Origin of the sequence: Streptomyces sp. NPDC056948, from assembly GCF_042674225.1 — a bacterium.
Lineage (GTDB): Bacteria > Actinomycetota > Actinomycetes > Streptomycetales > Streptomycetaceae > Streptomyces > Streptomyces purpurascens.
Genome location: NZ_JBHUQX010000095.1, coordinates 1 through 24,260, shown reverse-complemented (window position 1 = coordinate 24,260; position 24,260 = coordinate 1). Strand labels below are relative to the sequence as shown.

Sequence of the window (24,260 nt, the reverse complement as noted above, 5' to 3'; positions counted from 1 at the left end):
CTTTCTACAGGGACGGGCCGGTTGTCAGTGCTCGCTTCTACGATTCGCCGCATGCCTGAATGGATGCAAGTCGCCGTTCCTGTTTCCGACTTCGGTTGGCATGACGAGGTGAATCTCGTCTTCGGGCGCGGTATGGGGCTCGACGTGCTCGCCGAGGGTCTGCGCGGGCTGCGGAGGGAACCGCTGGTGACCGGGGAGGGGAACGGGTGGGTGTGGGTGGTGCACGACATGCTCAACGCCGAGGTCGAGGACTTCGACCCGGTGCCCTACGCAGAGATCGGCGCGAGCGGTGAGCTCGTCGTGTTCGTGACCGAGCCGTGCAGCGCGAAGGCGCATCCGCCGGCCTTCGAGTACTACCGGGACGGGCGGCTGGTCACCTGCTTCAGCTTCGAGGACCTGACACAGCGCCCGGGCGACAACCCCGACTACCTGTCCGCCGAGCTGCTGGCCGCGAAGCTGATCGGGCCCGACGCCGAGTGCGAGAAGGAGGGCGAGAGCGGTCACGAGTGTTTCGACCACCACTACGAGGACCACAACCGCATCGTCCGGGCGGTGGCCGGCTGCTTCGCCCTGCCCTCACCGCCGCTGTCCCCGGAGGTGACGGCCCGATGACCTGGCTCGCCCCCGCTGCCTTCCTCACGTTCTGCCGGGGCATCCCCCTGGCCGACCTGGACGGCTTCTTCACCGAGGCGTGCCTGCCCGCCACCGCCTCCGGCACCTCGGACGGCTGGGCCTGGCTGGCGCACCGCGCGGACACCACCCCGGACGGCGGCGCCGTGCAGCAGCTCGGCCAGTACATCACCGGCTTCCGGTACACGGACCGGGTGACCGACCAGCAGAACGTGGACATGGTCTTCCTGGCGTCCACCCCCGCCTGCCCCTGCGGTCACCGGTACGCGGTGCCGCACTGCGCCGAGCATCCCTGCCAGTTCGCCTACAGCCGCGGCGGCTTCGCCGTGTCGCTCTTCAACCTCGGCCGACGCCGCGAGTCCCGCCGCTTCGGCAGCCAGGCCGACCTGTTCATACGGCAGTTCCTGGCCCAGGGCCTCGTCGGACGCACCACCCGCTACGACTCCGAGCCCGACTTCAACCCGGACGGCACCCACACGGTGCGGATCATCGCCGACCACTTCGGCCTCCCGTCACCACCGCTCCGGGCGGGACGCGCATAGGCCCACGTACTTGAGTACGCGTGCTCATGACGGACCCGCCCCGCCCTCGCGACCATGGCCGTATGAAGAATCGGGGAATGCTCACGGCCGGGACCGCGCTCGCTCTCGGGGTGCCCGTTGCCGCTTGGGGGCTGATGGGGCAGCAGAACTACGACGGGCTGCCGGCGAGTGAGCTCGACTACGCCTACCAGCCGTGGGACATCGGGGACGGTGTCGCGGCGGTCGTCGGCGGTCTCGCCCTGGTGCTGGCGGGGGCCGGTGCCGCGGTGCTCGTGCGGGCGGCGCGGCGCGGTGCGCTGGACCAGCGCTGGTGGGGGGTGCTCGGGCCGCTCGTGTTCGTCGGGCTCCTGGCCGGTGTCGGCTGGCGGATCCTGACCGCGGGCGTGGTCGGAGCCAACATCGGAGCCGGGATGCTGATCATCTTCGGTACGCCGGTCGCCGCCGGGCTGCTGCTGTGGGCCGTGGGACGGGGCGTGTGGCTGGCGACGCGGGGGCACGGGCGCGAGACCGGCGGGTCCGGGCGTCTGGGCGGGTTCTCACCGCGCGGCGTCTGACAGCCGGGGCGCGTGGCCGAAACACCACGGTGGTGAGCGGCGGGGGCGGACAACTTCACTGTCCGGCCAGGAGGTTCGCCTAGGTTGGTGAACCGGTCCCCCCTTCCCCGCCCCCCGGAGGCCCTGCCGTGCTCGACGACAACGTGCGTGCCCGTATCGACACCTCCAAGCCCCACTCGGCCCGTTTCTGGAACTACTTCGTCGGCGGCAAGGACAACTACGAGGTCGACCGCGAGATCGGCGACCAGATCAAGTCGATCTTTCCGGGCCTGGTCGACGTGGCGGTCACGAGCCGTCGTTTCCTGGGACGGTCCGTCCGGCATCTGGCCGAGGAGCAGGGCATCCGGCAGTTCCTGGACATAGGCACCGGGTTGCCGACCGCCGACAACACGCACGAGGTCGCCCAGCGCGTCGCACCGGACGCCCGGATCGTCTACGTCGACAACGACCCCATCGTGCTGGCCCACGCCAACGCGCTGCTCACCAGCACGCCCGAGGGCAGGACCGCGTATCTGGACGCCGACCTGTACGACCCCGAGGCCGTCCTCGAGGCCGCCGCGGGCACGCTCGATCTCTCCCGGCCGGTCGGGCTGATGATCCTCAACACGCTGGGGCATGTCGCCGAGTACGAGCGGGCGCGTGAGCTGGTGCGGCGGCTCATGGCCGGGTTGCCGGCCGGCAGCCACCTGGTGATCAGCGACAGTACGGCCACGAGCGAGGGCATGATCGCGGCGTCGGAGGCGTACAACTCGAGTGGAGCGGTGCCGTATTACGTCCGTCCGGTTGCCGAGATCGCCGGGTTCTTCGACGGGCTGGAGTTGGTGAGGCCGGGGGTCGTGCCGGTGACGGAGTGGCGGCCCGAGCTGTCCGGCGGAGCCGGTGTCGATACGGCTGTGGATGCGTACTGTGGCGTCGGGCGCAAGCGGTAGCCGGTGCGTGGACGGGTGCCGCGCCGTGGGGGCTGGTCGCGCAGTTCCCCGCGCCCCTGAAAGGCAGGGGCGTTCGCCCATCCGAGGTCTTTCACCTCAGCCACCCACAGACCCCGGACGATAATCAGGGAATGATCACCCCTCCCCCGGCCCCCGAGCCGCGTCGCCGTCTCGTCGGGGATCTTCTCGCGGTCGGTGAGCCGTACTCGCTCGTCCTCTCGGGCGGGTACGCGGTGCTGGCGCACGGGCTGGTGGAGCGGGCCGGGCCGGATGTGGACGTGGCCACCGAGAACCCCGCAGGGATGGACGCCATCGCCGACGGCGTCCGGGCCGGGCTGGTGGCGCGCGGCTGGCTCGTGCAGACCCGGGAGACCGAGCCGCTGTCCGCGCAGTTCCTCGTCACGGACGCGGCGACCGAGGAGGAGTACGACGTCGGCGTCCACAAAGAGGCGCTGTGGCGCCCGGCCGTGCTGACGGAACTCGGTCCCGCGCTCTCCCTCGACGACCTCGTCGGCACCCGGGTGCGGGACCTGGCCGACCGCGGACTCGCCCGCGACCTGGTCGACGTACACGCCGCCTCGGCCCGCTGGAGCCACCCCGAACTCGAGGAACTCGGCCGCCGCCACGCCCCCGACACCTTCGACCTCACCGACCTCCAGGCCCGGCTGACCGGCACGGACTGGATCGACGACCGGGCGTTCACCGTCCATGGTCTCGAGGTCTCCGCCGTCGCCGGACTGCGCCGCTGGGCGCAGGAGTGGGCCGACGACATCGCGGAACGGCTCATCGAAGGTGAGGCACCGGACGAGGAGTGACCGGTACGCCACCGAACCGGCCGAGGCCGGTCCTACCGCTCGGTACCCTGACCCGATGGGGAACGGGGCAGGCGGGCAGGTGGGGGTCGTCGCCGCGCTGGTGCGGGCGGCGTTCCTGGTGGACGGTGTCTACGCGGAGGCCAGCCGGGCGTACGGGCTGACGCCCCAGCAGGGACAGCTTCTGTGCGTGCTGATGCCGCAGCCGTACGGGATGGGGGAGCTCGGGGAGACGCTCGGGCTGGCGAAGTCGAGCCTGACCGGGCTGGTGGACCGGACGGTGCGGCGGGGGCTGGTACAGCGGGAGGCCGACCCGCGGGACGGCCGGGCCGTGCGGGTGGGACTGACGGAGGAAGGCGCCTCGCTCGCCGAAAGGTTCTACGCCGAGACCGTACGCCGGATGGAGGCCCTGCCCTCCGGGCTCAACGGCGTCGAGCGGGAACGGCTGGCCGTGCTGCTGTCGCGGGTCGTGGTCGACAACGAGGTTCCCGAGGTGTTCGTGGAGGCGGAGAGGGACCTCGGCTTCGAGTAGCCGAAACCCCCCAGGGTCATGCCTCCCGAGCCACGGGTGCGACCGCCCGCTCCTCGCGCCGTCCCACCGCCATCAGGGACAGCGTCACTCCCGTCGACACCGTGGCCATCGCCGTCATCGCCACGGCCGGAGAGGTCAGTTGGGCCACGGAGCCCGCGAGCGCCGCTGCCACGCCCTGCATCGTGAGCATGCCCGCCGAGTGCAGGCCCAGGGCATGGCCCGTCAGGGCGTCGGGGGTCAGGGCCACCAGGCGCTCCTGCTGCACGAGGCTCGCGCCGAAGCCGACGGAGGCCAGGGTGACCGCGGCAGCCGCGAGCGGGAGCTGCGGGTGCAGGAGGAAGGGCACGTACGGGACGGCCAGGAGCAGCAGGAGCGGGAAGCCGAGGCGGGGACGCAGCCGCGCGGGGACCAGGCGGCCCACCAGCACGTCCCCGGCCAGCATGCCCAGCGCGGCACAGGCGAACAGGGTGCCCGCGGACTCGTGGGCGTAGGAGACGTAGAGGGATTCGCAGCCGACGATCAGACCGTTGGGGATCCAGAGGGCCAGATAGGCCTGGCGGCGGGGCGCGGACGACCACAGCAGCGCGTTGGCGCGCCAGGTCGCCGCGACCGAGGGGCGGCCCGTCGTACGGGGCGGGCGGCGGGTCAGGCCCAGGCGGACGACCGCGGCCGCCACGACGTACAGCGCGGCGGCCGCCAGCAGGGACACCCGTGGGGACAGCAGCGCCACCAGTGCGCCGCCGGTCGCGTAGCCGGCGATCTGCATGAGGCCGCTCATCATGTTGAAGACGGAGCGGCCGAGCAGGTAGCCGTCCTTGGAGAGGATCTCGTTCAGCAGGCCCCAGCGCACTCCCCCGCCCACCGACTCCACCAGCCCCTTGGCGAGCACGATCACGAAGAGCGCCCAGACCGGCAGTCCGGGCAGGGCCAGGGCGGCCGTGGCCGCCGCGAAGAGCAGGGGCAGGGCCGTCAGGGCCGCGCGCGGGGGCAGGCGGTCGGCCGCCGAGAGCAGGAACGTCGCGCCCAGCACCTGCACCAGCGACGAGCCGAACATGCTCACCGCGGACAGCAGCGGTGACTCGGTCGCCCGGTACACCAGGGTGCCCAGGGCCAGGCCACCCATCGTCTGAGCCACCGTCTGGGCCGAAGCGGCCAGGAAGAAGGGGGTGAATTCGGGGGTGCGGAACAGTTCGCGGTAGCTGCGCATGCGCGGAGTCTGTGGCGCCCCGTACGGGCTGGTTATTGTTTCGCGCAGGTGCGAAACATCGGGGCACAGGGGGTGCGCGTGGGCTGGTGGCAGATCAACGCCGACACCCTGGCCGGGAGCCGGTTCGTGATCTCGCCGTTCGCCGAGGCCTTCGGGAGCCTGCGGCTGCTGCACACGGCCGAGGCCGCGCATCCCGGCGAGCGACGGTGGCTCGAGGCCCATCTGCCGGACTACCGGCGGCGGTTGGCCCGGGACCCGGTGACCGCGCTGCTCGTCCGTGCCGGGATCGGGCGGGAGTGGACGGCCGACTTCCTCTCCCCCGCCCCACGCGACGGGGAGACCTTCGAGCAGGGGGTCGCGCGGATCCGGGCGGCATGCCCGGGGGCGGCCCGCGCCGACCTCACCGTCTCCCTGCGCGGCCCGGTCCCGGCCCGGCTGGAGCGGGACGACCTCCCGGAGCGCGCCGCCGAGCTGCTGACGTACGTCTGGACGACGGCCGTGCGCCCGTACTGGCCCCACCGCCGGCGCATCCTCGAAGCGGATGTGGTCGCGCGGACCGCGCACGTCAGCCGGGGCGGCTGGGCGACCGCGCTGGACGCGCTGCGGCCGGGGACGCGCTGGCTCGGGGAGAACCGGCTACAGGTCAACGCGCACGAGTATCCGCCGCGCGAGCTGTCCGGCGCTGAGCTCGTGTTCGTGCCCATCACCACGCAGCGCATCGGCTGGGTCTCGTGGGAGGGAACGGACCGGTACGCGCTGATCTACCCGTGCGCCGGCGCTCTCGCCGACACCGACAGCACACCCGTGCCCGCGAGCCTCGGCGCGCTGCTCGGCACCGCCCGCGCCGGTGTGCTGGTCCGGCTCGGCTCCCCCTTGAGCACCAGCCAGCTCGTCGCCGTGACCGGGCAGGGGCTCGGCTCGGTGGGGCGGCATCTGCGGGTGCTGCTGGACGCCGGTCTGGTGGAGCGGCGGCGGGCGGGCAGGTCGGTGCTGTATTCGCGGTCGGCGGCGGGGCAGGTCCTGGTGGACGCGGTGGAGGCCAAGAACCGGGCCGACACCCACCGGAGCTAGGCTCCGAGCATGACGACTACCAACGGTTCCTCTCCCCTCGACGTCGAGATCGGTGCACTGCAGGGCGGTTCCGCCGACCTGTCCCAGTACGCGGGCAAGGCCGTGCTCGTGGTGAACGTCGCCTCCAAGTGCGGCCTGACCCCGCAGTACACGGGGCTCGAGAAGCTCCAGGAGCAGTACGCGGAGCGCGGCTTCACCGTCCTCGGCGTGCCCTGCAACCAGTTCCTCGGGCAGGAGCCCGGCAGCGCCGAGGAGATCGCCGAGTTCTGCTCGGCGACGTACGGCGTGTCCTTCCCGCTGACCGAGAAGGTCGAGGTCAACGGCGACAACCGGCACCCCCTGTACGACCGCCTGACCGGCTTCGCCGACGCCGAGGGGCACAGCGGCGACATCCGCTGGAACTTCGAGAAGTTCCTCATCGGCCGGGACGGCCGGGTCGTCGCCCGCTTCTCGCCGCAGACCGAGCCGGAGTCGGCCGAGCTCGTGACGGCGGTGGAGGCCCAGCTCGGCTGAGAGCCGACCCGGTTGACCTTGCCCCTGGGGCAGGCCCGAGCGTCCTCGTCACCGGGCGGAAGAGCCGCCCGGTGACGGAGGATGCCGTGGTGGACGTACCGGACCAGGAACTGCTCACCATCGGGGCGTTCGCCGCGCGCGCCCGGCTCTCGGCCAAGGCCCTGCGGCTGTACGACCGGCTGGGGCTGCTGGCCCCGGCGCATGTCGACGAGGCCACCGGCTACCGCTACTACCGTGCCGGCCAGGTCGAACGGGCCCGGCTCGTGGCCATGCTGCGGCAGCTCGACATGCCGCTCGCCCGGATCGCCGAGGTGGTCGCGGCGGGCGACGGGCCCACGGCGGCCGCTCTGCTCGGCGCGTACTGGGCGGACGTCGAGGCACGGGTCGCGGGGCAGCGGACGCTCGCCGAGTACCTCCGTGGACGACTGTCGGGGAGGAGCTCCGAGATGAACCGGAAGTTCGCGATCGAGACGGTGGACGTGCCCGCGCAGGTGGTGATCACCGAGACACGGCATGTGCTGGCGGGCGAGTTGCCCGCGTGGATCGGGGCGTCGCTGGGCCGGCTGGAGTCGGCGGCCCGGGAGTGCGGCGGCGTCACGGCGGCGCCGTTCGTCGTCTACCACTCCGAGGTGTCGATGGAGAGCGACGGCCCTGCCGAGTCCTGTGTGCCCGTGGCCGACGAGGCGGCGGCCCGGGCCTGGGTCGAGAAGCACGGCCGGACCTGGGGGACGACGGTGCGGGTCCACCCCGCCCAGCGGCTGGCCTACACCCGGATCACCAAGGCGCAGGTGGCCCATCCGCAGATCATGGCGGCCTTCGAGGCGGTGGAGGAGTGGATCGCCCGGGAGGGCCTGGAGCAGGCGGGCCCGTGCCGGGAGGTGTACTTCGCCGACTGGGAGGCGACGGGGGCCGAGGATCCGGTGTGTGACGTGGCGTTCCCCGTGAGCTGATCCTGCTCTGATCCTGCTGATCCTCTTCGGATCCCCCGGGGCACGAGCGGAGCCCTCTCGGCAAGGACGGCGATGCTGGTCGAGAGGGCTCTGTCGGTGGTGCTTGTGCTGTTGTCGCTCGCGAGGTCAGGCCTTGACCGAGGTCACGAAGGCGTTCCACGCGTCGGCGGGAAACGCCAGCTTGGGGCCCTCGGGGATCTTGGTGTCCCCGAGCTCCAGGGCCTCGTCGACGGTCGACCTGACCATCACGCACGCGCCGTTGTTGTTGGTGTAGGAGGACGTCGTCCACGTTTCCGTGGCGCCCAGACGAATTGCCATGTTCGCTCCGTAGCCAGTTGCGTTTACGCCAACCCGTGCTGGTGGGTGGCGTGATCGACGCTACTCGCCAACATCCTCGTTCGGAGCAGTCATTCACTCGACCGGATGGCATATTCCAGGGGAGACTTCCAGTCAGGCGTGTCAGAGGTGTAGCATCCCGCGCTTTGCCCGGCTGAAGGCCTTCGCCCGACGGCGGATCAGCGCGCGTAATCCTTCGCCACACGCTCGATGAGCTGCCGCGACTGGTCCACGTTCAGCGACTGGGCGCGCAGATGCTCGTACATCACCGTGTACTTCTGCACGTCGAGCGGCTTCTCCAGGTACAGGTCGCTGGTGACGCCCTCGATGTACACCACGCTCGAGTCGGCCGCGTCGGCGAACTCCAGGATCGAGTACTGGCCGTTGATGCCGGCGTGCGCGCCGACCTCGAACGGCAGGACCTGCACGGTGATGTGGGGGAGCTGGGACATCTCGACGAGGTGCTCCAACTGCTCGCGCATCACCGGGCGGCTCCCGACGATCCGGTGCAGGGACGCCTCGTCCAGGACCACCCACAGCCGCAGCGGGTCCGTCTCGGCGGTGATACGTCCCTGCCGGCGCAGCCGGACCTCGACGCGCTTGTCGTTGTCCGCCTCCGACGCCTCGGGCGAGCCGCCCCGGATGATGGCATCGGCGTACGCGCGGGTCTGCAACAGGCCGGTGATGATCTGCGGTTCGTAGACTCTGAGCGACTCGGCGTCCGTCTCCAGGCCGATGTACACGCTGTACGGGATGTCTCCGAAGGCGTGCCACCAGCCCTGCTGCCGCGAGTCCTTGGCCATCTGCATCAGCGAGTCGACGATGCGCTGGTCCTCGACCTCGTAGACCCCGCACAGATCGCGCACGTCACGCTGGCTGATGCTGCGCCGGCCGTTCTCCAGCCTGCTGATCTTCGACTGCGACACCAGCAGCCGCTCGGCGACCTCTTCGGCCGTCATGCCCTTGAGCTCGCGGAGCCTGCGGAGCTCCTGGCCCAGCCGGCGCCGCCTGACGGTGGGATTGACATTGGACGCCACGGGACGTGCACCTCCGGCTGCGTGCCTCTACTTTGCGTATCTGCTGTTGAGCAGACTGCCACCAAGGTGCTTCCTACCGCTGGGAAACGGTGGATATGCGACGGGTACACGCCAGTTCGGACAGGCACGCCGAGCGGGGCGGGGAGAGTGTGTGCTCTCCCCGCCCCGCTCGAGCGGCGGCTCCCGTGACCGGGTCGTGGGTGCGGCGTCGTGCCGGTGGTGCGGCGCGGCTCAGTGGGCCGCGACGCGGGCCATGCTTCCGCGGTGCGGCTGCATCGGAACACCGCGGGCGGGTTCCGCTGCGGACCTGGCTCCGCCGGCGGCCGGGCGGCCGGGCGGTGCCGGGTTGCGGCGCGGCTGCGCGGCCGCGCCGTTCTGGACGTCCATCACGGCGTGCGCGACGAGACCGCCCATGGGGTCGTGCCTGATCAGGTCCCGCAGCCGGGACCGGGACGAACGTCCCTCGTTCCCCGGATACAGGTGCTTGCCGAGGCCGACCGCGTGTGCCAGGGCGGCGAGCGCGGCGGTCCGCGGGTCCGGCGGTACGCCGGTGCGGATCGCGGAATCCAGCCTGGCCCTGATCTCCCGGCTGATTTCGGTGTCCGTCGCCTGGTAACGAGTCGTCGGCAGCACTCCGCACATCTGGCCGGCCACGGCATGCACCATGCCGCACCGCTCCAGATGCGAGAGGTAGGTCTGGCGGAGCCCCAGTCGTGGCCCGCCAATCCAGTGGACGGCTCGCACGGGAGCGCCACGCCTTCGCAGCAACTCCAATGCGCAGTCCAATGTTGGATCTCCAGTCGGCCGTGGGGCTACCACGGCGATACGATCCCCGTCTGGGGCTATCCGTCCGGCCAGCGCCAGCTCTACTAGCTGTGCTCCGGCCAGACCGAGGTCGAGCGACTGCGGCTGTGCAGTGGTACCCGTGGTCGGGTCCAATGCCAGCAGCAGAAGCTCCTCCGGAATTGTTCTGCGGCTCCTGCCCATCCATGCCTCCCCGCGTGGATGAAAGACAGGGTGACCCCTCTCACATTGGTCTGTCGAGGGTGCGTGACCGGTTCGTAGTGGAACCAGTAGGTATGTCGTTCTCGTCTACCGGGTGGGTTCGACCCATACACAGGACACTGGTACATGGTTCGGACAGCGCCGGGGAGCGGTGTCACGGCGGCGGTTCACGGTTCGTTACGCGTACGCGGGGAGTGCGGCGCGAGGAGGAGGCATCGGTGGCGGGCGAGTCCCCCGACAGGTCGAAGAAGCGCGAGTCGTCGGAACAAAAGACGTCGGGGAGCGCGAGTCCGGTTCCGGAAGCCAGGAGCGAGGCGTCCGCGGAGGCGCGCGATCCGCGCCTCTCGGTGGCCCGGGACGCGGAGAAGTCCTCCGCACGAGGCGGCGTCGATACGGCGACCCGCGTGTTCTCCGTCCGCACACCGGACGAGCCGACGGACACGTCGCCCGATACCCCCGACCCCAAGAAGCCCACGGACGCGACGGGTGACGCCGAGCAGGGCGACGGCGACGCGGCTGCGGCGGGCGACGGCGAGCGGGGCGACAGCGACGCGGACGTCGAGGGCGCGGCGGAGGACGCCGAGCGAGACGAGAGCGACGCGGGCGAAGACGACGCGGTGGGTGGCGCCGAGGACGGTGACAGCGGCGCGGGTGCGGCGGCCGATGAGTCACAGGAGCCTGCGGAGGCGTCTGCCGAGGGTGCCGACGGGGATTCCGGCTCCGGTCGGGGTGACGACACCGCGGGCAGTGACGGGCGGCTGCGGGACGCGGTGGCCGCGTGGGTCGCGTCGGCGGACTCGGAGGAGGGCAAGGAGCCCGCCGCTGCCGAGGGTCGGGACGAGCGCGCCGAGAGCGCCGAGAAGGACTCCACGGACGGCCGGGAGGCCGCCGAGGGCACGGACGAGCCCACGAAGGCCGGGACGGACGACCAGGAGGCCGAGAGCGCGGACGAGCCCGCGGAGGCCGACGCGGACGCCCGGGACGGCCAGGAGGACGCCGAGAGCGCGGGCGAGAGCCCGGAGGAGCCTGCGGACGCTCCTGGGGCCCAGGAAGCCGTAGAGGAGGCGTCCGAGGACGCCGAGGCGAGCCAGGACGAGGACGACGAGCCCGAGGCGGACCGTTCCTCCACCGCCGACAGCGCGGACACGGACGCCCCCGAGGCCGACGCCGACGCCGACAGCGCGGACACGGACGCCCCCGAGGCCGACGCCGACGCCGACAGCGAGCCGGGCACCGCCGGGTCCGAGGCCGGAACGAAGCCCGACGAGGACGACGAGGACGACGGCACGGCGAGTGACGCCGACAGCGCGGCGGACACCGACGACGAGGCCTCCAAGCCCAAGGACCCCCGCGCCTCCCACGACTCCGCGTCCTCCCCGAAGGCCGCCAAGCCCAAGGACCCCCGCGCCTCCGACGACACCGAGGACAGCTCCCCCGAAACCAAGCCCGACGCCAAGCCCGACGACGACGAGGGCAGCTCCGACGAGCCCGTCGTCGATCAGCCCACCGCCGTTTTCAAGGCGCCGCGGCCGGCCGTTGATCAGCCGACCACGATGTTGAAGATCGGGGACGCGGCCAAGGGCAAGGACGCTCCCGAGAGGGAAGCCGAGCGGACCAGTAAGTTCGTCGCGCTCAAGCCGCTGGACGACCCGGCGACGCGGAAGCCGGCCGCACCGGCCGCCCCCGCACCCGCCCCCGCCGAAGCCACCGCCCCCGTCCCCACCGTCAGCCCCGAGCGGACCACGCAGCAGCCGTTGCCGCCGCGGCCGCCGCTCGACATGCTGGCCGAGCTGACGAACACCCCGCCGCCCCCGGACACTCCGCTGCGGACGGCCGTACGGCGGGTGAAGATCTGGACGCCGCTGGCGCTGCTGCTCGTGATCGTCTTCGCGGTCGTGCAGAACGTGCGCCCGCTGCCGACGCCCACGCTCGAGCTCACCGCGAAGGACAGCTACACCTTCGAGGGCGGCAAGGTCGACATCCCCTGGCCGGCCGACGGCCAGGCCGCACTGGACGTGCAGGGCATCGGGACGTTCGGCTCGTCCGGCGAGCAGAAGCCCGTGCCGATCGCGAGTGTCGCCAAGGTCATGACCGCCTACGTGATCCTGCGTGAGCACCCGCTGAAGAGCGGCGAGGACGGGCCGAAGATCGGGATCGACCAGGCGGCCGAGGACCAGTCCGACGCCGGCCAGGAGTCCACCGTCGATGTGACGAAGGGCGACAAGATCACTCAGCGGGAGGCTCTGGAGAGCATCCTGATCGCGTCCGCGAACAACGTGGCGCGACTGCTCTCCCGCTGGGACGCGGGGTCCGAGAAGGCGTTCGTGCAGAAGATGAACGACGCCGCCAAGGACCTCGGCATGAAGAACACGACGTACACCGACCCCTCGGGCCTGAACAACACCACCGTGTCCACGGCCGTGGACCAGGTGAAGCTCGCCCGGGCCGCCATGGAGCAGCCCGCGTTCCGCGAGGTCGCGGCGATGATGTCGTACGTCGACTACAAGGGCACCAAGCACGACAACTGGAACCGCCTGGTCGGCTACAACAACGTCACCGGCATCAAGACCGGCACCACCACCTCGGCGCTCGGCAACCTCGTCTTCTCCGCGAAGAAGGACGTCGACGGCGAGACCCACCGGGTCATCGGCGCCGTGGTGCGCCAGCCCGCCGGCGGTCCGGACAACACGATCCTGGGCGCCGCGCTGCACGAGGGCGACCGGCTGATCCGGGCCGCGCAGGGCGCGCTGGAGTCGGCGACGATCCTGAAGAAGGGCGACATCGTCGGGTACGCCGACGACGGTCTCGGCGGCCGTACGCCGGTCGCCGTCACCGAGGACGTCACGGCCGTCGGCTGGGCGGGCCTGTCCGTCAAGCTGACGTTCGCCCCGGACGAGCTGCCGCACACGGCCAAGGCCGGCCAGAAGGTGGGCACGCTGACCGTCGGTGACGGCAGCACCAGCGCGGTCAAGGTTCCCGTCGCCCTCCAGCAGGACCTCGTGGAGCCGGGCTTCGCGGACAAGCTCACGCGCATCGGCTGAGCCGGAGCGCCCACCAGTACCACCGCACCCCGCCGGTCGCGGCCCGTCCGGGCTCCGCCCGGTGGGGTGCGTGCTAGCGTCCCGAATCGGGGCAGGTCGCCGTCCGCGGCGGCGCGGTCGCGAACCGAGGGTGAACGGTACGCGGCCGGGAAGCAGAAGCTGAGAACAGAAGACGGGACACGGGGAGTGCCTTTCAGTGGCCACTGCGGAGCCGACACGCACCGAGAACGCCGATCCGGGCCCGGGATCCGGCCCGCGAATAGGCATGCCCGAGACGCGGGAAGCCGACGCACGGGAAGCCGACGCACGGGACGCTGACGCACGGGGCGCTGACGGCACGACCGGCCGTGAGCGCGACACCCGGCTGCGGACCGCCGTACTGACGCTGCGTGAGCGCATGCTGCGCCACCCGGTCCTGTCCGTCACCGGCCTCGCCGGAGTGCTCCACGTCGTCTGGTTCTTCACGTTCGCGAACAGCGGCGGTGACCTCGCCGCGCAGGACGCGTGGGCCGAGTTCGTCGGCCGGCACCCGGACTCGGCGTACAACCTCGCCTGGTACGGCGGGATGCACCCGGTGTCGTACAGCTTCGTGTCGCCGTATCTGATGTCGGTGCTCGGCGTGCGGACGACGATGATGATCGCGGGGACGGTGTCGGCCGGGCTGCTGACGCTGCTCCTGCTGCGCAGCAGGTCCGTCCGCAATCCCCTGTGGGCGTCGCTGGCGGGCGTGTTCGGGCTGTTCTGCAACGCGGTGTCCGGGCGGGTGACGTTCGGCCTCGGCATGATGTTCGCGCTCGGCGCGGTCGCCGTCGTGTTCTGCTGGCCGTACAGGTGGCGTTACAAGCGCTGGGCGAAGGCCCTGTGCGCGGCGCCGCTGGCCGCGCTGGCCACCATGGCGTCGCCGGTCGCGGGTCTGTTCGTGGGCCTGGTGGCGGTCGCGTTGTTCCTGCAGAAGCGGCGGCCGGGCGCGTGGGCGCTGGGGCTGGCGCCGAGTGCGGTGGTGGGCGTGTCGGCGCTGCTGTTCCCGTTCTCGGGGACGCAGCCGATGATGTTCGGCTCGGTGATCCTGCCGGTCGCCTTCTCGGCCCTGGCCTACGCCCTGGTGCCGAAGGACTGGAAGACGCTCCGGCTGACGGCGGCGGTGTACGGGCTGGGCGTGGTGCTGGTGTGGCTGATCAGCTCCCAGATCGGGTCCAACATCACGCGTCTCGCGATGCTGTTCGCCGGGGTCGCGCTGGTGGCCGCGCTGCCGTACACGGTGCCGCGCGGCCGCAGGTGGTACGCGGTCGTGGTCGGGATGGTCGCTTTCACCGTGTGGATCGGCTTCAAGACGGTCGACGACATCGTGCACACCGCCCCGGCGGCGTCCTGGTCGCGCGAGCTGGCGCCGCTGCTCAACGAGTTGCAGGAGGTCGACGCCGAGAAGGGCCGGGTGGAGGTCGTCCCCGCCCGCTCCCACCGGGAGGCCGCCGCGCTCGCCCCGTACGTCAACCTGGCCCGCGGCTGGATGCGCCAGGCCGACATGGAGCGCAATCCCCTCTTCTACGACGACACGCTCAACTCGGCGAACTACCGCGAGTGGCTGCAACGCTGGGGCGTGCACTACGTCGTGCTGCCCAAGGGCGAGCCGGACGGCGACGGCGGGGTGCGGGAGCGGGCGCTGGTGCAGCGCGGGCTGCCGTATCTGACCCAGGTCTGGGGCGACGCCAACTGGCAGCTCTTCAAGGTCACCGACCCCACCCCGCTGGCCGAGCCGAACACCGTCGTCGAGCGGGCCGAGCAGGGCGAGATGGTGCTCCGGGTGAAGAAGCCGGGCCGGATCCTGGTCCGCATCCCGTACACGCCGTGGCTGAGCGTCGTCGACTCCGAGGGCAAGAGCCTGAAGCCGCCGCAGGAGACGGAGGAGTCCAGGAACCGGCCCGAGGGCGAGCCGAAGACGTACGTCAACGTCAACGGCTGCCTGATGGACACGGAGGAGGACGCGCAGGGCGTCCGGTGGACGGAACTCCTCGCCCCGAAGGCCGGGACGTACCGGCTGGCGGCGCCGTATCAGTTCCCCCGGGGACTGCCCTGCCCGCAGGAGCTGCGCTGACCCGCCGGCTCCCGGGCGCTCAGCGGAGCCGGTCCACGTAGGTGTCGGTGCCCGGCAGGGTCGGTACGAACGGTGCCACCAGTTCCACCCTGCCGAGCCCCGACTCCGCCACCGCCGTGTCGAGGCCCGTGAAGTGGCCCTCCCAGCATTCCCTCGGGTCCGTCCGGAGGAACCACAGCAGGGTCAGGCGGGTGTCGACGCCCTCGACCTGCTTGACGTAGGTCATGCGGTCGCCGGGGAGCGGGGTCGGGCGGAAGAGCGTCACCATCGCCGCCGGGGAGCCCGCGAGGCGCTTGGGGAGGTGGCGGGAGCGCAGCCACTCCAGCAGCTCGGCGCGCTGCTCGGGGGTGTCGGCCTCGACGACCTGGAGGACGAGGCCCGCGTAGGGGTGGTCGAGGGCGTGCCGGTCCCTCGGGCCCGCCGCGCCGTCCCGGTACACGGTCGCCTCGTGGTCCTGGAACGCGGTGAGGACGTGCGTGCGGTCCTGGTAGACGCGGCCGTCGCGGTTGAGGCGCTTGTTGATGGAGACCGTCCAGCGCATGTGGTCGTCGTAGCGGCCCTCGGTGATCCAGTACGTGGAGAGGTAGCAGCCCGTGGTGACGGGCTGGGCGATCGCCGACTTCTCGGGGTAGCGCAGGAGTTGCAGGTCCCGGGTCGCCACCCAGCGGCGGCCCGCGTACATCCAGGGCATGGCCATCGCGCCGGCGTAGTAGTGGTCGTCCTCGTACCAGCGGTTGTAGGCGTACTCGTGGCCCGGGTGCGGTTCGACCATGGTGATCAGGGCGTGGCCGGGGTGGGTGCCGTAGGGGCCGACGGCGGCCAGTTCGGCGTACAGCTCGCTGCGGGTGTCGTCGCTCATGCCCTTCCCCTTCGTCGGTGACAGGCCCATACTCTGACGCTCCGTCAGATAAAGCGCCAGGGGTCCGGGTCCGGTCCGGCTTCGAGGAGGTCCTGCCATGTCACTGCTCGCGGGGAAGACGGTCGTGGTGTCGGGGGTCGGGGCCGGGCTGGGGCGGCAGGTCGCGGCGGCCGTCGTACGGGACGGCGGCCGTGCCGTGCTCGGCGCCCGGACGGAGGCGAACCTGGCGAAGACGGCCGCCGAGCTCGATCCGGACGGGGCGCGCACGGCGTACCGGGCGACCGACATCGCCGACGAGGCGCAGTGCGAGGCGCTGGCGGGGCTGGCGGCGGAGCGGTTCGGGCGGATCGACGCGGTGGTGCATGTGGCCGCGCTGGACAGCTACTTCGGCGGTGTCGAGGACGCGGACTTCGAGACCTGGCGTTCGGTGCTGGACGTGAACCTGCTGGGCACGCTGCGGATGACCCGGGCCTGTCTGCCGGCGCTGAAGAAGGGCGGCGGCGGGTCGGTGGTGTTCGTCGGGACGCAGTCGGCGGTGGCGGCTCCGTCCCAGGTGCGGCAGGCGGCGTACGCGGCATCGAAGGGGGCGCTGACGAGCGCGATGTACTCGCTGGCGCGGGAGCTGGGGCCGTACCGGATCCGGGTCAACACCGTGCTGCCGGGCTGGATGTGGGGGCCGCCGGTGCAGGCGTTCGTGCGATTCACGGCACAGACGGAGGGCGTGTCCGAGGCGACGGTGCTGGAGCGGCTGACCGGGCGGATGGCGTTGCCCGAGCTCGCGGCGGACTCGGATGTGGCCGACGCGGCGGTGTTCCTGGCGTCGAACCGGGCCCGGGCGATCACCGGGCAGTCATTGCTGGTCAACGCAGGGGAGTTGATGCGATGAGTTCATGTAGGTGAACCGAGGCCATCACATCGAACATTTTTACCCCTCCTTGACCTTACCGTCACTTGTCGTGTTCACGCAGTAGCGCCCACGATGAGCGCCGGGCTGACCCCTGGGAGGGCGCACATGAACGGTCTCGACTGGGCCGTGCTCATCGGCTACTTCGCCGTGATGGTCGCGATCGGCGTCTGGTCGCACAAACGCGTGGACAACGTCAGCGACTTCTTCACCGCCGGCGGCAAGATGCCGTGGTGGCTCTCCGGCATCTCCCACCACATGTCGGGCTACAGCGCGGTGATGTTCACCGGGTACGCGGGCATCGCCTACACCTACGGCGTCACCTCCTTCGTCACGTGGTCCTTCCCGATCGCCCTCGGCATCGCCATCGGGTCGAAGCTGTTCGCGCCGCGCATCAACCGCCTGCGCTCGCGCCTGCATGTGGCCTCCCCGCTGGAGTACCTGAAGAACCGTTACGACCTGAAGACCCAGCAGGCGCTGGCCTGGTCCGGCATGCTGCTGAAGATCGTGGACGTGGGCGCGAAGTGGGCGGCGATCGCGACGCTGCTGTCGGTCTTCACGGGGATCTCCCTGAACCAGGGCATCCTCATCACCGGTGCCATCACGGCGGTCTACTGCACGATCGGCGGCCTGTGGGCGGACGCGCTGACCGAACTGGGCCAGTTCATCATCCAGTTGCTGGCCGGCATCGCGATGTTCGTCGCGGTGTTCGTACGGCTCGACGACCACGGCGGCTTCTTCGGGGTCTGGGACTCCCCCGAACTCCAGGGCCACGAGAAGCCGCTGGTCGGACCGTACGGCACGGTCTTCCTGCTCGCGTTCCTCTTCATCAAGCTCTTCGAGTACAACGGCGGCATGCTCAACCAGGCCCAGCGCTACATGGCCACGCCGAACGCGAAGGAGGCCGAGCGGTCGGCGCGGCTCTCGGCGATCCTGTGGCTGGTCTGGCCGCTGGTGCTGTTCTTCCCGATGTGGATGTCGCCGCTGCTGGTCGAGTCACAGAAGCAGGACGGCTCCGACTCCTACGCCCTGATGACCGAACAGCTCCTGCCGCACGGCCTGCTGGGCCTGGTCATCGTCGGCTTCTTCTCCCACACGATGGCCATGTGCTCCTCGGACGCCAACGCCATCGCGGCGGTGTTCACCCGGGACTGCGCGCCGGTGATCTGGGCCAGGGCACGGACGTGGAACCAGAGCCAGGGGCTGCGGGTCGCCCGGATCGCGACGGTCGTCTTCCTCGGCCTGTCCATGGCGGCGGCGACCCAGGTCAACTCCCCCGCGTTCAAGGACATCATCACGGTCGTCATCAAGTGGGTGGCCGGTCTGATGGGCCCGATGGCCATCCCGATGATGCTGGGCCTGCTGCGGGCGTTCCGCCGCTCCGGCCCGACGGCGGCACTCGTGAGCTGGTCGATGGGCCTGCTCGCGTTCTGGCTGGTGAACTACCCGATCCACTGGAACGTCGAGGGCGGCGTCCCGCTCCAGTACCAGGTCTCGATACCGCTGGCGGTGTCCCTGGTCCTCTACATCCTCATCGGCTACATCAAGCCGGAGGACACCCCGGAGCGGCTGGCGCTGATCGAGAAGATCAACACGGACGGGGACGGGGCGGCGGCCGCGGCGGTACCGACCCCGGCCGGGCCGGCGGACGAGGTGGTACGGACGACGGCCAGGGAGTGAGCCCTGCTCCCCTGGTCAGGCGCGGGGATAGCGGGCGAGCCACCCCGGCGACGACCCCCCGGGCCCGTGCAGTGCGGGCCCCTGGGTCATCTCCATGGCGAAGTCGTCGGCCAGCTCCAGGACGGTGGGACGGCCCTCCAGCTCGGCCAGCCAGGCCGGGGGGAGGGCCGTTTCCCCGTGCAGGGCGCCGAGCAGGCCGCCGGTCAGCGCGCCGGTGGCGGCGGACGGGCCGTCGTGGTTTACGGCGAGACACAGCCCGTGCCGGACGTCGGCGGCGACGAGGGCGCAGTACACGGCGGCGCCGACGAGGCTCTCCGCCGTACCGGCCCCGCACAGCTCGCTCACGCGCTCCGGGCCGGGCATCCCCTGCCGTACGGCGCCCAGCGCGTGCTGGAGGGCGTCCGACACGGGCTGGTGCCCGGGCCGGGCGGCCAGCATCGCGAAGGCGCGCTGCACGGCACCGTCGAGGCTCTCGCCGACGGCGAGGGCATGCACGATCACGGCGTACGCACCCGCCGCGAGCGAGGCCGAGGGGTGCCCGTGGGTCTGCGCCGCGCACTCGACCGCGAGCTGCGCGACGAGCTGCGGCTCCCATCCCACGAGCAGTCCGAACGGGGCGGACCGGGTGGCGGCCTCGGGCCCGGCCTCACCGGGGTTCTTGGGCGCCTCCGGGGTGCCCATGATCTCGTCGCCGAGCCCCAGCAGCAGGGAGCGGTCGGGATCCCGCCGCGCGTACAGCCACTCCTCCCGCGCGAGCCAGCCGTCGTCCTTGCGGCGCTCGTCGGGCCCCCAGTCCCGCTGGGTGGCGGCCCAGCGCAGATACGCCCGGTGCACATCGGTAGGCGGATGCCAGGCTCCGGTGTCGCGGCGCACCTGGGCCCGGATCAGTCCGTCCACGGAGAACAGGGTGAGCTGCGTGATGTGCGTGACAGCACCGCGTCTGCCGTAGGCGGGGGCCAGATCGACCAGCCCCTCGGCCCCGTGCGCCTCCCTGATCCCGTCGATCCCCAGCCCGTCCACGGGCGTGCCCAGCGCGTCCCCCACGGCCACGCCGAGCAGCGTCCCGCGCACCCGGCTGCGGAAGTCCTGCTGCTCCGTACGGCCCCAGACGGCGCCGGCAGTCGCACCCACCTTGACCTCCCAGGGACCGTCCATACGTACGACAGCTCAGCACTGTAATCGAACGGGGACCGTGGGTTCAGTGGGCGGAATACCGTCTTCACGGCCGGCTTACGGACCGTCGCTCTGAGCACTCGACGCCTCGGACAGGTGTGCGAGGATCCCCGGGTGAATGATCTCCACGCCCGCCTGGCCACCGAGGCCGATCTGTCCACCCTCGTCCGCCTCCGCGACGACGCGGCCCGCTGGATGCTGACCCGTGGCATCACCGGGCAGTGGCAGCCGGGAGAGCTCGACGAGGACCACTTCCGCCGGGTCATGGCCCAGGGCGAGGTCTGGCTCGCGGAGGCCGACGGGCGCGTCGCCGGTGCCTGGGAGCTGTGGTGGGAGGACGAGGCGGCCTGGGGTCCGCAGCCGCCCGTGGCCGGATACGTACACCGCCTCATGGTGAACCGGACCGCGTCCACTCCCGGGACGGGGCGGCTGCTGCTGGAGGCCGCGGAACACCGCGTGGCCGCCGCGGGCCGAACCCACGTACGCCTGGACTGCCTGGCCGGCAACACCCAGCTCACCGCGTACTACCGCGACGCGGGCTACCGAATAGCGGGCCACAAGGAGGGCAAGCCCCAGCCGGGCGGGCCACCCAAGTCCTTCACACTGCTGGAGAAGGAACTCAAGAGTGCACGAAGGCGCGCGGGGGTCAGCGGTCCGCCATGACTCGACCCCGGCACATCTAAGCCGCCTTCCGGCAATCTCGGCAGGAGCCGGGGTGAGGAGCGCGGAAGGCTCGTTCGCAGCCGTCGCAGGTCTGGAACGGGTCCGGGCGGAGGGCGGGCTCGGAGGGTGCCGGTGCCGCGGGGAGAGGCGGAGGGAGGAGGGTGGCCAAGCGGTGGGCGAGGAAGGCCGCCGGGTGATTGATCGCGTCCTGCGGGAGGCCCGACGTCAGCGTGCGCGCTACGGCCGCCGCGGGGACGCCCCTCTCCAGCCAGGCCGTGACCTCCGGCGCCAGGCGGTGTACGTCGCGTTCGGTGAGGAGGAGGCGGGAATCCAGCGCCCGCAGTCCGGCGAGGAGGTCGGTGGCCGTGCGGTGGGGTGAGGTCGGGGGAGCTTCCGTCCTGGGCGCAGGGGCAGCAGCGGGGCGGGGGCGGTCAGGGGCCGTCGTCCGAGGCCTGTTGTACGAGATCGTGCGGGTTACGACTCGCCCCGATTGAAGACGCTCCCTGGGGCGTGCGAGGTAGCCATGTGCCTCCAGCTCGCGCAGGGCCGCCGCGATCCGGATCTCGCCCTCCTGGAACTTGGCCGCCAGCGCCTTGATGCCGACCGGTGTTCCGGCGGGCAGCGACTGGATGTGGACCGCCAGGCCGATCGCCGTCAGGGACAGGTCCGGGTGCTGGGCTAGATGGTTACCGACGACGGTGAAGTGGTCGTCGTGGCGTTCCGTCACGTGCTGGACACCGGAAGTGCCGGACTGGGAGCGTGCGGGCGCGCTAGGGTGCTGGTCAGTCATCGGGAAGGTCTCTTCTTCCTAGGTGATCAGGCCCTCGCAGTGGGATGCCAGTCCCGGCGGGGGCCGTATTCGTTTGTGGGGTTTGCTTGCGCTGACGCTGCACCATCGACTGGCGTCCACGCCAGTTGAGTTGGCGATGTTCACCCCTGCGGGTGAGCCGCGGGGGCGGCGGGGGTGGGTTGGTTCTTTCCCCGGTTCTTTGGTCTTTGGAGTCGGGACCGGCCGGGTCATGAGAGGCCGCGATCCGGCTCCTCGAAGTCGCGGATGACGGCCTCTGGGTCGTCGGGTGAGCGCAGTCGCACCCCGGAGCCCGTCACGTCCAGATCACGCCGCATCGCTTCCCTCGCGGCGGCGATAAGAGACCAGATGCCGTGCTGAGCCACAGCGGCCGAGTGCAGGGATTCACCGGGTCGCGGGTTCCCCTGCTCCAGGCGTTTGACCTGGCCGTAGACCGCGTTCAGGGCTCGATTCACCTCCCCGGCCGGTGTCAGCACCGCATCCGGCGCGATCATGAGCGCCTCGGACCATCGGTCGCGGTAGGTGTCCTTGGCGGCTTCCAGGGACTGGAAGTCCTCGTCGCCGGGGGTGCGGTCCCGCAGGACGTACAGCTGTCGGCTGAGCGCTGTGCAGAACTGGCGGGCGTCGCGGTGGAGTTCCGTGTAGCAGCGTCGTCGCATCTCGCGGTGGTCGCGGGCCTCCTGGATGGTCTGTGTCATCTCCAGCTCGCGGCGCTTGGCCTTCTCGGCGCCCCGTTGGGTGAGCAGCGCGCCCCCGAGGGTTCCCGCCACACCGGCTACGGCTATCAAGACCGAACCCACATCCATCCGATCACCCTAGATCGAAGGGGGTGGCAAGTCGCCGTCGCTCAAGGTCAGTTCAGCCCAGACCGTCTTGGCGTTCGCCGGTGTCTCCGTCACGCCCCAGCGATCCGTGTACACCTCGACGATGCGCAAGCCCCGGCCGCCCTCGGCGTCCTTCTCCACCGGGTCGGGGATGCGCGGGATCCGGTCGCCCCGGGCGTCCGTGACCTCGATGCGGAGCATGCGGTCGGGGCGCAGCTTCAGGCCGAGCCGGAAGTCCCTGCCCCGGACGTGTCCGTGCAGCACGGCGTTGGACGCCAGCGCCGCCACCACCTGCGCGGCCGCGTCGTACGGCTCGCCCCACTCGTCGAGTTGGCGTTCAGTGAGCAGCCGTGCCAGTCGAGCACCTCTTCGAGTGGCGGACAGCTGGATCGTGAAGTGGCGTACGGGGGTGGTGATTTCCGCGAGGGATTTCTGACTCATGTCACCCAGCGTGGTCGCTCGTTCCTACCCTGAACAGCAACGACCTCAGTACGGAGCGTGACTGTCCGGGCGTATCACGAGGTCGTACGGCTCGTACGTCTTCTCTGAACTACGAGCTCGTAGCACGATCATGACTGGGCTCGTTTGAGGCGTCGCCAGCAGATGAGGCTGTAGGCGAAGGAGATGAAGGCGTCGTGGAGTTCGGTGCGGCGGCGCTGGACACTTTCCTGGCTCGACGATCCCTCGTGGTTCACGCGGACATGGCCGGTCTTTCTCCGCTGACCGTGTCGAGCAGCAGCTTCGCGGCCACCGTCGCCCCGTTGGTACGGATCGTGCCGGCCACGGCGGTCGCTCGTGCGCGGGTCTCGGGTGTCAGGGCCGTCCTCAGCGCGGCCGACAGGGACTCGAAGGTCGGGGTTGGACCGTCGTGTGCTGCGCCGATGCCCAACTCGGCCACCCGGCCGGCCCAGTACGGCTGATCCGCCAACTGGGGGACCACTACCTGGGGGGCGCCGGCCCGGGCAGCCGTCGTCGTCGTACCCGCGCCGCCATGGTGCACGACAGCGGCCACCCGGCCGAACAGTGCCTGATGGCTGACCTCGCCGACGGCGAAGCAGTCCTCCCGGCCGTCGATCAGCGCCAGGTCCGCCCAGCCGCGCCCGATGACGACGCGGCGGCCCTGCGCGCGGACCGCCTCGATGGCCACCTGGGCGACGTCCGCCGAGGCGTGCATCGGCATGCTGCCGAAGCCCACGTAGACCGGCGGCGCGTCGGCGTCCAGGAACGCCACCAACTCGGCCGGGAGCGGACGTTCGTCCGGCACGATCCACGCGCCGGTCTGAACGACGTCGAGGTCGGGTGTGTCCTGCCACGGGTCCAGGATCGGGTCCGTCGCCAGCCACGGCCGGTTGCCGATGACGTAGTCGCGGACGTGCTTCACCGGGGGCAGACCGGCCGCCGCACGGTTCGTGTTGAGCGCCTCGCCGAACAGCGCGTCGATGCTCTGGGCGTCCAGATCCCACAACACCCGGTTGTCGGTCACCTCCGGCGGGAACGGCCGCCCCGCATACGCCAGTGGCCGACGGTGCGGCGCCGGCAGGGTGAGCTGCTGGAAGGTCACGGACACGGACCGGATGCCCAGCATCTCGGCCACCGACAGAGCACCGGCCGCGGCCGGCATCATCCCTGTCGCCACCAGCACGTCACATCCGTCGGCCGCCGCGGTGACCGCGTCGAACTGCCCGGCGATCACCTCGGCCGCGCGCTGCGGCAGGCTCGACGCCGGCGGGGCCTCCTTCGTCATCGCCCGCGCCGACCAGCTGACCGGCACCAGCGGCACGCCCACACCGTCCAACCGCTGCGCGAAGTCCTCGTCCGGCGGCGCGCACACCCGCACCTCCGCACCGAGTTCCCGTAACCGCACCGCAAGTCCCACCAGCGGTTCGACGTCCCCGCGCGACCCATACGTCGACAACAACACACGCACTTCGCAACACCCGTTTCCGTAGGTTCTGGCTTCGCCGGCGATTCTGCGGCACGCCGGGGGTCTTGCCGCAAGCCCCCCGGTGCGCTATACGTTGAGCATGGCAAGGAGTGGGTAACCTCCTTGCCTTTGCCTTTTGCCGTCCGCTGTGGACGGACGACCTCCTTGCGAAGC

24 protein-coding genes are annotated in these 24,260 nt (G+C 71.1%); 14 read left to right on the top strand and 10 right to left on the bottom strand.

The annotated features are described in order from the left end of the window. Positions 1–51 precede the first annotated feature (51 nt). The 6 genes from ACFTZL_RS14980 to ACFTZL_RS14955 all read left to right on the top strand — a co-directional run bounded on the left by ACFTZL_RS14980 (position 52) and on the right by ACFTZL_RS14955 (position 3,999). Positions 52–612 carry a hypothetical protein gene (locus tag ACFTZL_RS14980; RefSeq protein WP_382581681.1) on the top strand — a complete coding sequence of 187 codons (561 nt, stop codon included), beginning with the start codon at positions 52–54 and terminating at the stop codon, positions 610–612. Further along, positions 609–1,172 carry a hypothetical protein gene (locus ACFTZL_RS14975; protein ID WP_382581679.1) on the top strand — a complete coding sequence of 188 codons (564 nt, stop codon included), beginning with the start codon at positions 609–611 and terminating at the stop codon, positions 1,170–1,172. Before ACFTZL_RS14980 ends, ACFTZL_RS14975 begins: the two co-directional genes overlap by 4 nt. Positions 1,173–1,234: 62 nt before the next feature. Continuing rightward, entirely contained in the window at positions 1,235–1,726 is a 492-nt protein-coding gene (locus ACFTZL_RS14970) for a hypothetical protein (protein ID WP_382581677.1), read from the top strand. A gap of 128 nt (positions 1,727–1,854) precedes the next feature. Beyond that, positions 1,855–2,655, top strand: coding sequence for an SAM-dependent methyltransferase (locus ACFTZL_RS14965; RefSeq protein ID WP_382581675.1), 801 nt, complete (start codon positions 1,855–1,857; stop codon positions 2,653–2,655). A gap of 131 nt (positions 2,656–2,786) precedes the next feature. After that, positions 2,787–3,470 carry a hypothetical protein gene (locus ACFTZL_RS14960; protein ID WP_382581673.1) on the top strand — a complete coding sequence of 228 codons (684 nt, stop codon included), beginning with the start codon at positions 2,787–2,789 and terminating at the stop codon, positions 3,468–3,470. A 55-nt stretch (positions 3,471–3,525) separates the two neighbouring features. Further along, a complete protein-coding gene (locus tag ACFTZL_RS14955) occupies positions 3,526–3,999 on the top strand; it encodes a MarR family winged helix-turn-helix transcriptional regulator (RefSeq protein ID WP_382581671.1) in 474 nt (157 codons plus the stop codon). Positions 4,000–4,015: 16 nt separating this feature from the next. Here ACFTZL_RS14955 and ACFTZL_RS14950 read toward each other — a convergent pair whose 3' ends face one another. Next, positions 4,016–5,206, bottom strand: a complete 1,191-nt coding sequence (locus ACFTZL_RS14950) for an MFS transporter (protein ID WP_382581669.1) — start codon at positions 5,204–5,206, stop codon at positions 4,016–4,018. Between the two features lie 78 nt (positions 5,207–5,284). Between ACFTZL_RS14950 and ACFTZL_RS14945 the strand changes: the two genes are divergently transcribed. From ACFTZL_RS14945 to ACFTZL_RS14935, 3 genes are all read left to right on the top strand, one after another. Continuing rightward, positions 5,285–6,277, top strand: coding sequence for an ArsR/SmtB family transcription factor (locus ACFTZL_RS14945; RefSeq protein ID WP_382581685.1), 993 nt, complete (start codon positions 5,285–5,287; stop codon positions 6,275–6,277). A gap of 9 nt (positions 6,278–6,286) precedes the next feature. Next, positions 6,287–6,790 carry a glutathione peroxidase gene (locus ACFTZL_RS14940; RefSeq protein WP_382581667.1) on the top strand — a complete coding sequence of 168 codons (504 nt, stop codon included), beginning with the start codon at positions 6,287–6,289 and terminating at the stop codon, positions 6,788–6,790. A gap of 71 nt (positions 6,791–6,861) precedes the next feature. Then, complete coding sequence (locus ACFTZL_RS14935) at positions 6,862–7,740, top strand: MerR family transcriptional regulator (RefSeq protein WP_382581665.1); 879 nt, start codon at positions 6,862–6,864, stop codon at positions 7,738–7,740. A 126-nt stretch (positions 7,741–7,866) separates the two neighbouring features. On the opposite strand, the gene ACFTZL_RS14930 is transcribed toward ACFTZL_RS14935, so the two are convergent. From ACFTZL_RS14930 to ACFTZL_RS14920, 3 genes are all read right to left on the bottom strand, one after another. Then, entirely contained in the window at positions 7,867–8,058 is a 192-nt protein-coding gene (locus ACFTZL_RS14930; protein ID WP_193479878.1) for a DUF397 domain-containing protein, read from the bottom strand. A gap of 197 nt (positions 8,059–8,255) precedes the next feature. After that, positions 8,256–9,113 carry a helix-turn-helix domain-containing protein gene (locus tag ACFTZL_RS14925; protein WP_382581663.1) on the bottom strand — a complete coding sequence of 286 codons (858 nt, stop codon included), beginning with the start codon at positions 9,111–9,113 and terminating at the stop codon, positions 8,256–8,258. 231 nt (positions 9,114–9,344) lie between these two features. Next, on the bottom strand, positions 9,345–10,100 hold the full coding sequence (locus tag ACFTZL_RS14920) for a GPP34 family phosphoprotein (RefSeq protein WP_382581662.1): 756 nt from the start codon (positions 10,098–10,100) through the stop codon (positions 9,345–9,347). Between the two features lie 236 nt (positions 10,101–10,336). Between ACFTZL_RS14920 and ACFTZL_RS14915 the strand changes: the two genes are divergently transcribed. Together ACFTZL_RS14915 and ACFTZL_RS14910 are read left to right on the top strand one after the other, a co-directional pair. Continuing rightward, the gene (locus ACFTZL_RS14915) at positions 10,337–13,159 is read left to right on the top strand and encodes a D-alanyl-D-alanine carboxypeptidase (RefSeq protein WP_382581660.1); all 2,823 of its coding nucleotides are present in this window, start codon (positions 10,337–10,339) and stop codon (positions 13,157–13,159) included. Positions 13,160–13,355: 196 nt separating this feature from the next. Further along, positions 13,356–15,251: an MFS transporter gene (locus tag ACFTZL_RS14910; protein WP_382581659.1), complete on the top strand. Its 1,896-nt coding sequence runs from the start codon at positions 13,356–13,358 to the stop codon at positions 15,249–15,251. A 19-nt stretch (positions 15,252–15,270) separates the two neighbouring features. On the opposite strand, the gene ACFTZL_RS14905 is transcribed toward ACFTZL_RS14910, so the two are convergent. Further along, entirely contained in the window at positions 15,271–16,110 is an 840-nt protein-coding gene (locus tag ACFTZL_RS14905) for a hypothetical protein (protein WP_382581657.1), read from the bottom strand. Positions 16,111–16,207: 97 nt separating this feature from the next. On the opposite strand from ACFTZL_RS14905, the gene ACFTZL_RS14900 reads away from it, so the two are divergent. Beyond that, the gene (locus tag ACFTZL_RS14900) at positions 16,208–16,996 is read left to right on the top strand and encodes an SDR family oxidoreductase (protein ID WP_382581655.1); all 789 of its coding nucleotides are present in this window, start codon (positions 16,208–16,210) and stop codon (positions 16,994–16,996) included. A gap of 126 nt (positions 16,997–17,122) precedes the next feature. After that, entirely contained in the window at positions 17,123–18,694 is a 1,572-nt protein-coding gene (locus ACFTZL_RS14895; protein ID WP_382581653.1) for a sodium:solute symporter family protein, read from the top strand. Positions 18,695–18,709: 15 nt separating this feature from the next. On the opposite strand, the gene ACFTZL_RS14890 is transcribed toward ACFTZL_RS14895, so the two are convergent. Next, positions 18,710–19,825 carry an ADP-ribosylglycohydrolase family protein gene (locus tag ACFTZL_RS14890; protein WP_382581651.1) on the bottom strand — a complete coding sequence of 372 codons (1,116 nt, stop codon included), beginning with the start codon at positions 19,823–19,825 and terminating at the stop codon, positions 18,710–18,712. A gap of 156 nt (positions 19,826–19,981) precedes the next feature. Here ACFTZL_RS14890 and ACFTZL_RS14885 point away from each other — a divergent pair, with 156 nt between their 5' ends. Then, positions 19,982–20,530, top strand: coding sequence for a GNAT family N-acetyltransferase (locus ACFTZL_RS14885; protein WP_382581649.1), 549 nt, complete (start codon positions 19,982–19,984; stop codon positions 20,528–20,530). A gap of 16 nt (positions 20,531–20,546) precedes the next feature. Here ACFTZL_RS14885 and ACFTZL_RS14880 read toward each other — a convergent pair whose 3' ends face one another. The 4 genes from ACFTZL_RS14880 to ACFTZL_RS14865 form a co-directional block, all read right to left on the bottom strand. Beyond that, complete coding sequence (locus ACFTZL_RS14880) at positions 20,547–21,320, bottom strand: helix-turn-helix domain-containing protein (protein WP_382581647.1); 774 nt, start codon at positions 21,318–21,320, stop codon at positions 20,547–20,549. Positions 21,321–21,547: 227 nt separating this feature from the next. Continuing rightward, positions 21,548–22,144: a hypothetical protein gene (locus ACFTZL_RS14875; RefSeq protein WP_382581645.1), complete on the bottom strand. Its 597-nt coding sequence runs from the start codon at positions 22,142–22,144 to the stop codon at positions 21,548–21,550. A 9-nt stretch (positions 22,145–22,153) separates the two neighbouring features. After that, positions 22,154–22,603, bottom strand: a complete 450-nt coding sequence (locus tag ACFTZL_RS14870; protein WP_382581644.1) for an ATP-binding protein — start codon at positions 22,601–22,603, stop codon at positions 22,154–22,156. 250 nt (positions 22,604–22,853) lie between these two features. Beyond that, the gene (locus tag ACFTZL_RS14865; RefSeq protein ID WP_382581683.1) at positions 22,854–24,083 is read right to left on the bottom strand and encodes a glycosyltransferase; all 1,230 of its coding nucleotides are present in this window, start codon (positions 24,081–24,083) and stop codon (positions 22,854–22,856) included. Between the last annotated feature and the right edge of the window lie 177 nt (positions 24,084–24,260).

What these genes read in the sequence shown, in the direction of transcription:
- ACFTZL_RS14920 (WP_382581662.1), bottom strand. Translation starts at nt 10,100, where the DNA reads ATGGGCAGGAGCCGCAGAACAATTCCGGAGGAGCTTCTGCTGCTGGCA.
- ACFTZL_RS14970 (WP_382581677.1), top strand. Translation starts at nt 1,235, where the DNA reads ATGAAGAATCGGGGAATGCTCACGGCCGGGACCGCGCTCGCTCTCGGG.
- ACFTZL_RS14880 (WP_382581647.1), bottom strand. Translation starts at nt 21,320, where the DNA reads ATGACTGACCAGCACCCTAGCGCGCCCGCACGCTCCCAGTCCGGCACT.
- ACFTZL_RS14980 (WP_382581681.1), top strand. Translation starts at nt 52, where the DNA reads ATGCCTGAATGGATGCAAGTCGCCGTTCCTGTTTCCGACTTCGGTTGG.
- ACFTZL_RS14875 (WP_382581645.1), bottom strand. Translation starts at nt 22,144, where the DNA reads ATGGATGTGGGTTCGGTCTTGATAGCCGTAGCCGGTGTGGCGGGAACC.
- ACFTZL_RS14955 (WP_382581671.1), top strand. Translation starts at nt 3,526, where the DNA reads ATGGGGAACGGGGCAGGCGGGCAGGTGGGGGTCGTCGCCGCGCTGGTG.
- ACFTZL_RS14950 (WP_382581669.1), bottom strand. Translation starts at nt 5,206, where the DNA reads ATGCGCAGCTACCGCGAACTGTTCCGCACCCCCGAATTCACCCCCTTC.
- ACFTZL_RS14900 (WP_382581655.1), top strand. Translation starts at nt 16,208, where the DNA reads ATGTCACTGCTCGCGGGGAAGACGGTCGTGGTGTCGGGGGTCGGGGCC.
- ACFTZL_RS14895 (WP_382581653.1), top strand. Translation starts at nt 17,123, where the DNA reads ATGAACGGTCTCGACTGGGCCGTGCTCATCGGCTACTTCGCCGTGATG.
- ACFTZL_RS14930 (WP_193479878.1), bottom strand. Translation starts at nt 8,058, where the DNA reads ATGGCAATTCGTCTGGGCGCCACGGAAACGTGGACGACGTCCTCCTAC.
- ACFTZL_RS14960 (WP_382581673.1), top strand. Translation starts at nt 2,787, where the DNA reads ATGATCACCCCTCCCCCGGCCCCCGAGCCGCGTCGCCGTCTCGTCGGG.
- ACFTZL_RS14940 (WP_382581667.1), top strand. Translation starts at nt 6,287, where the DNA reads ATGACGACTACCAACGGTTCCTCTCCCCTCGACGTCGAGATCGGTGCA.
- ACFTZL_RS14870 (WP_382581644.1), bottom strand. Translation starts at nt 22,603, where the DNA reads ATGAGTCAGAAATCCCTCGCGGAAATCACCACCCCCGTACGCCACTTC.
- ACFTZL_RS14905 (WP_382581657.1), bottom strand. Translation starts at nt 16,110, where the DNA reads ATGAGCGACGACACCCGCAGCGAGCTGTACGCCGAACTGGCCGCCGTC.
- ACFTZL_RS14975 (WP_382581679.1), top strand. Translation starts at nt 609, where the DNA reads ATGACCTGGCTCGCCCCCGCTGCCTTCCTCACGTTCTGCCGGGGCATC.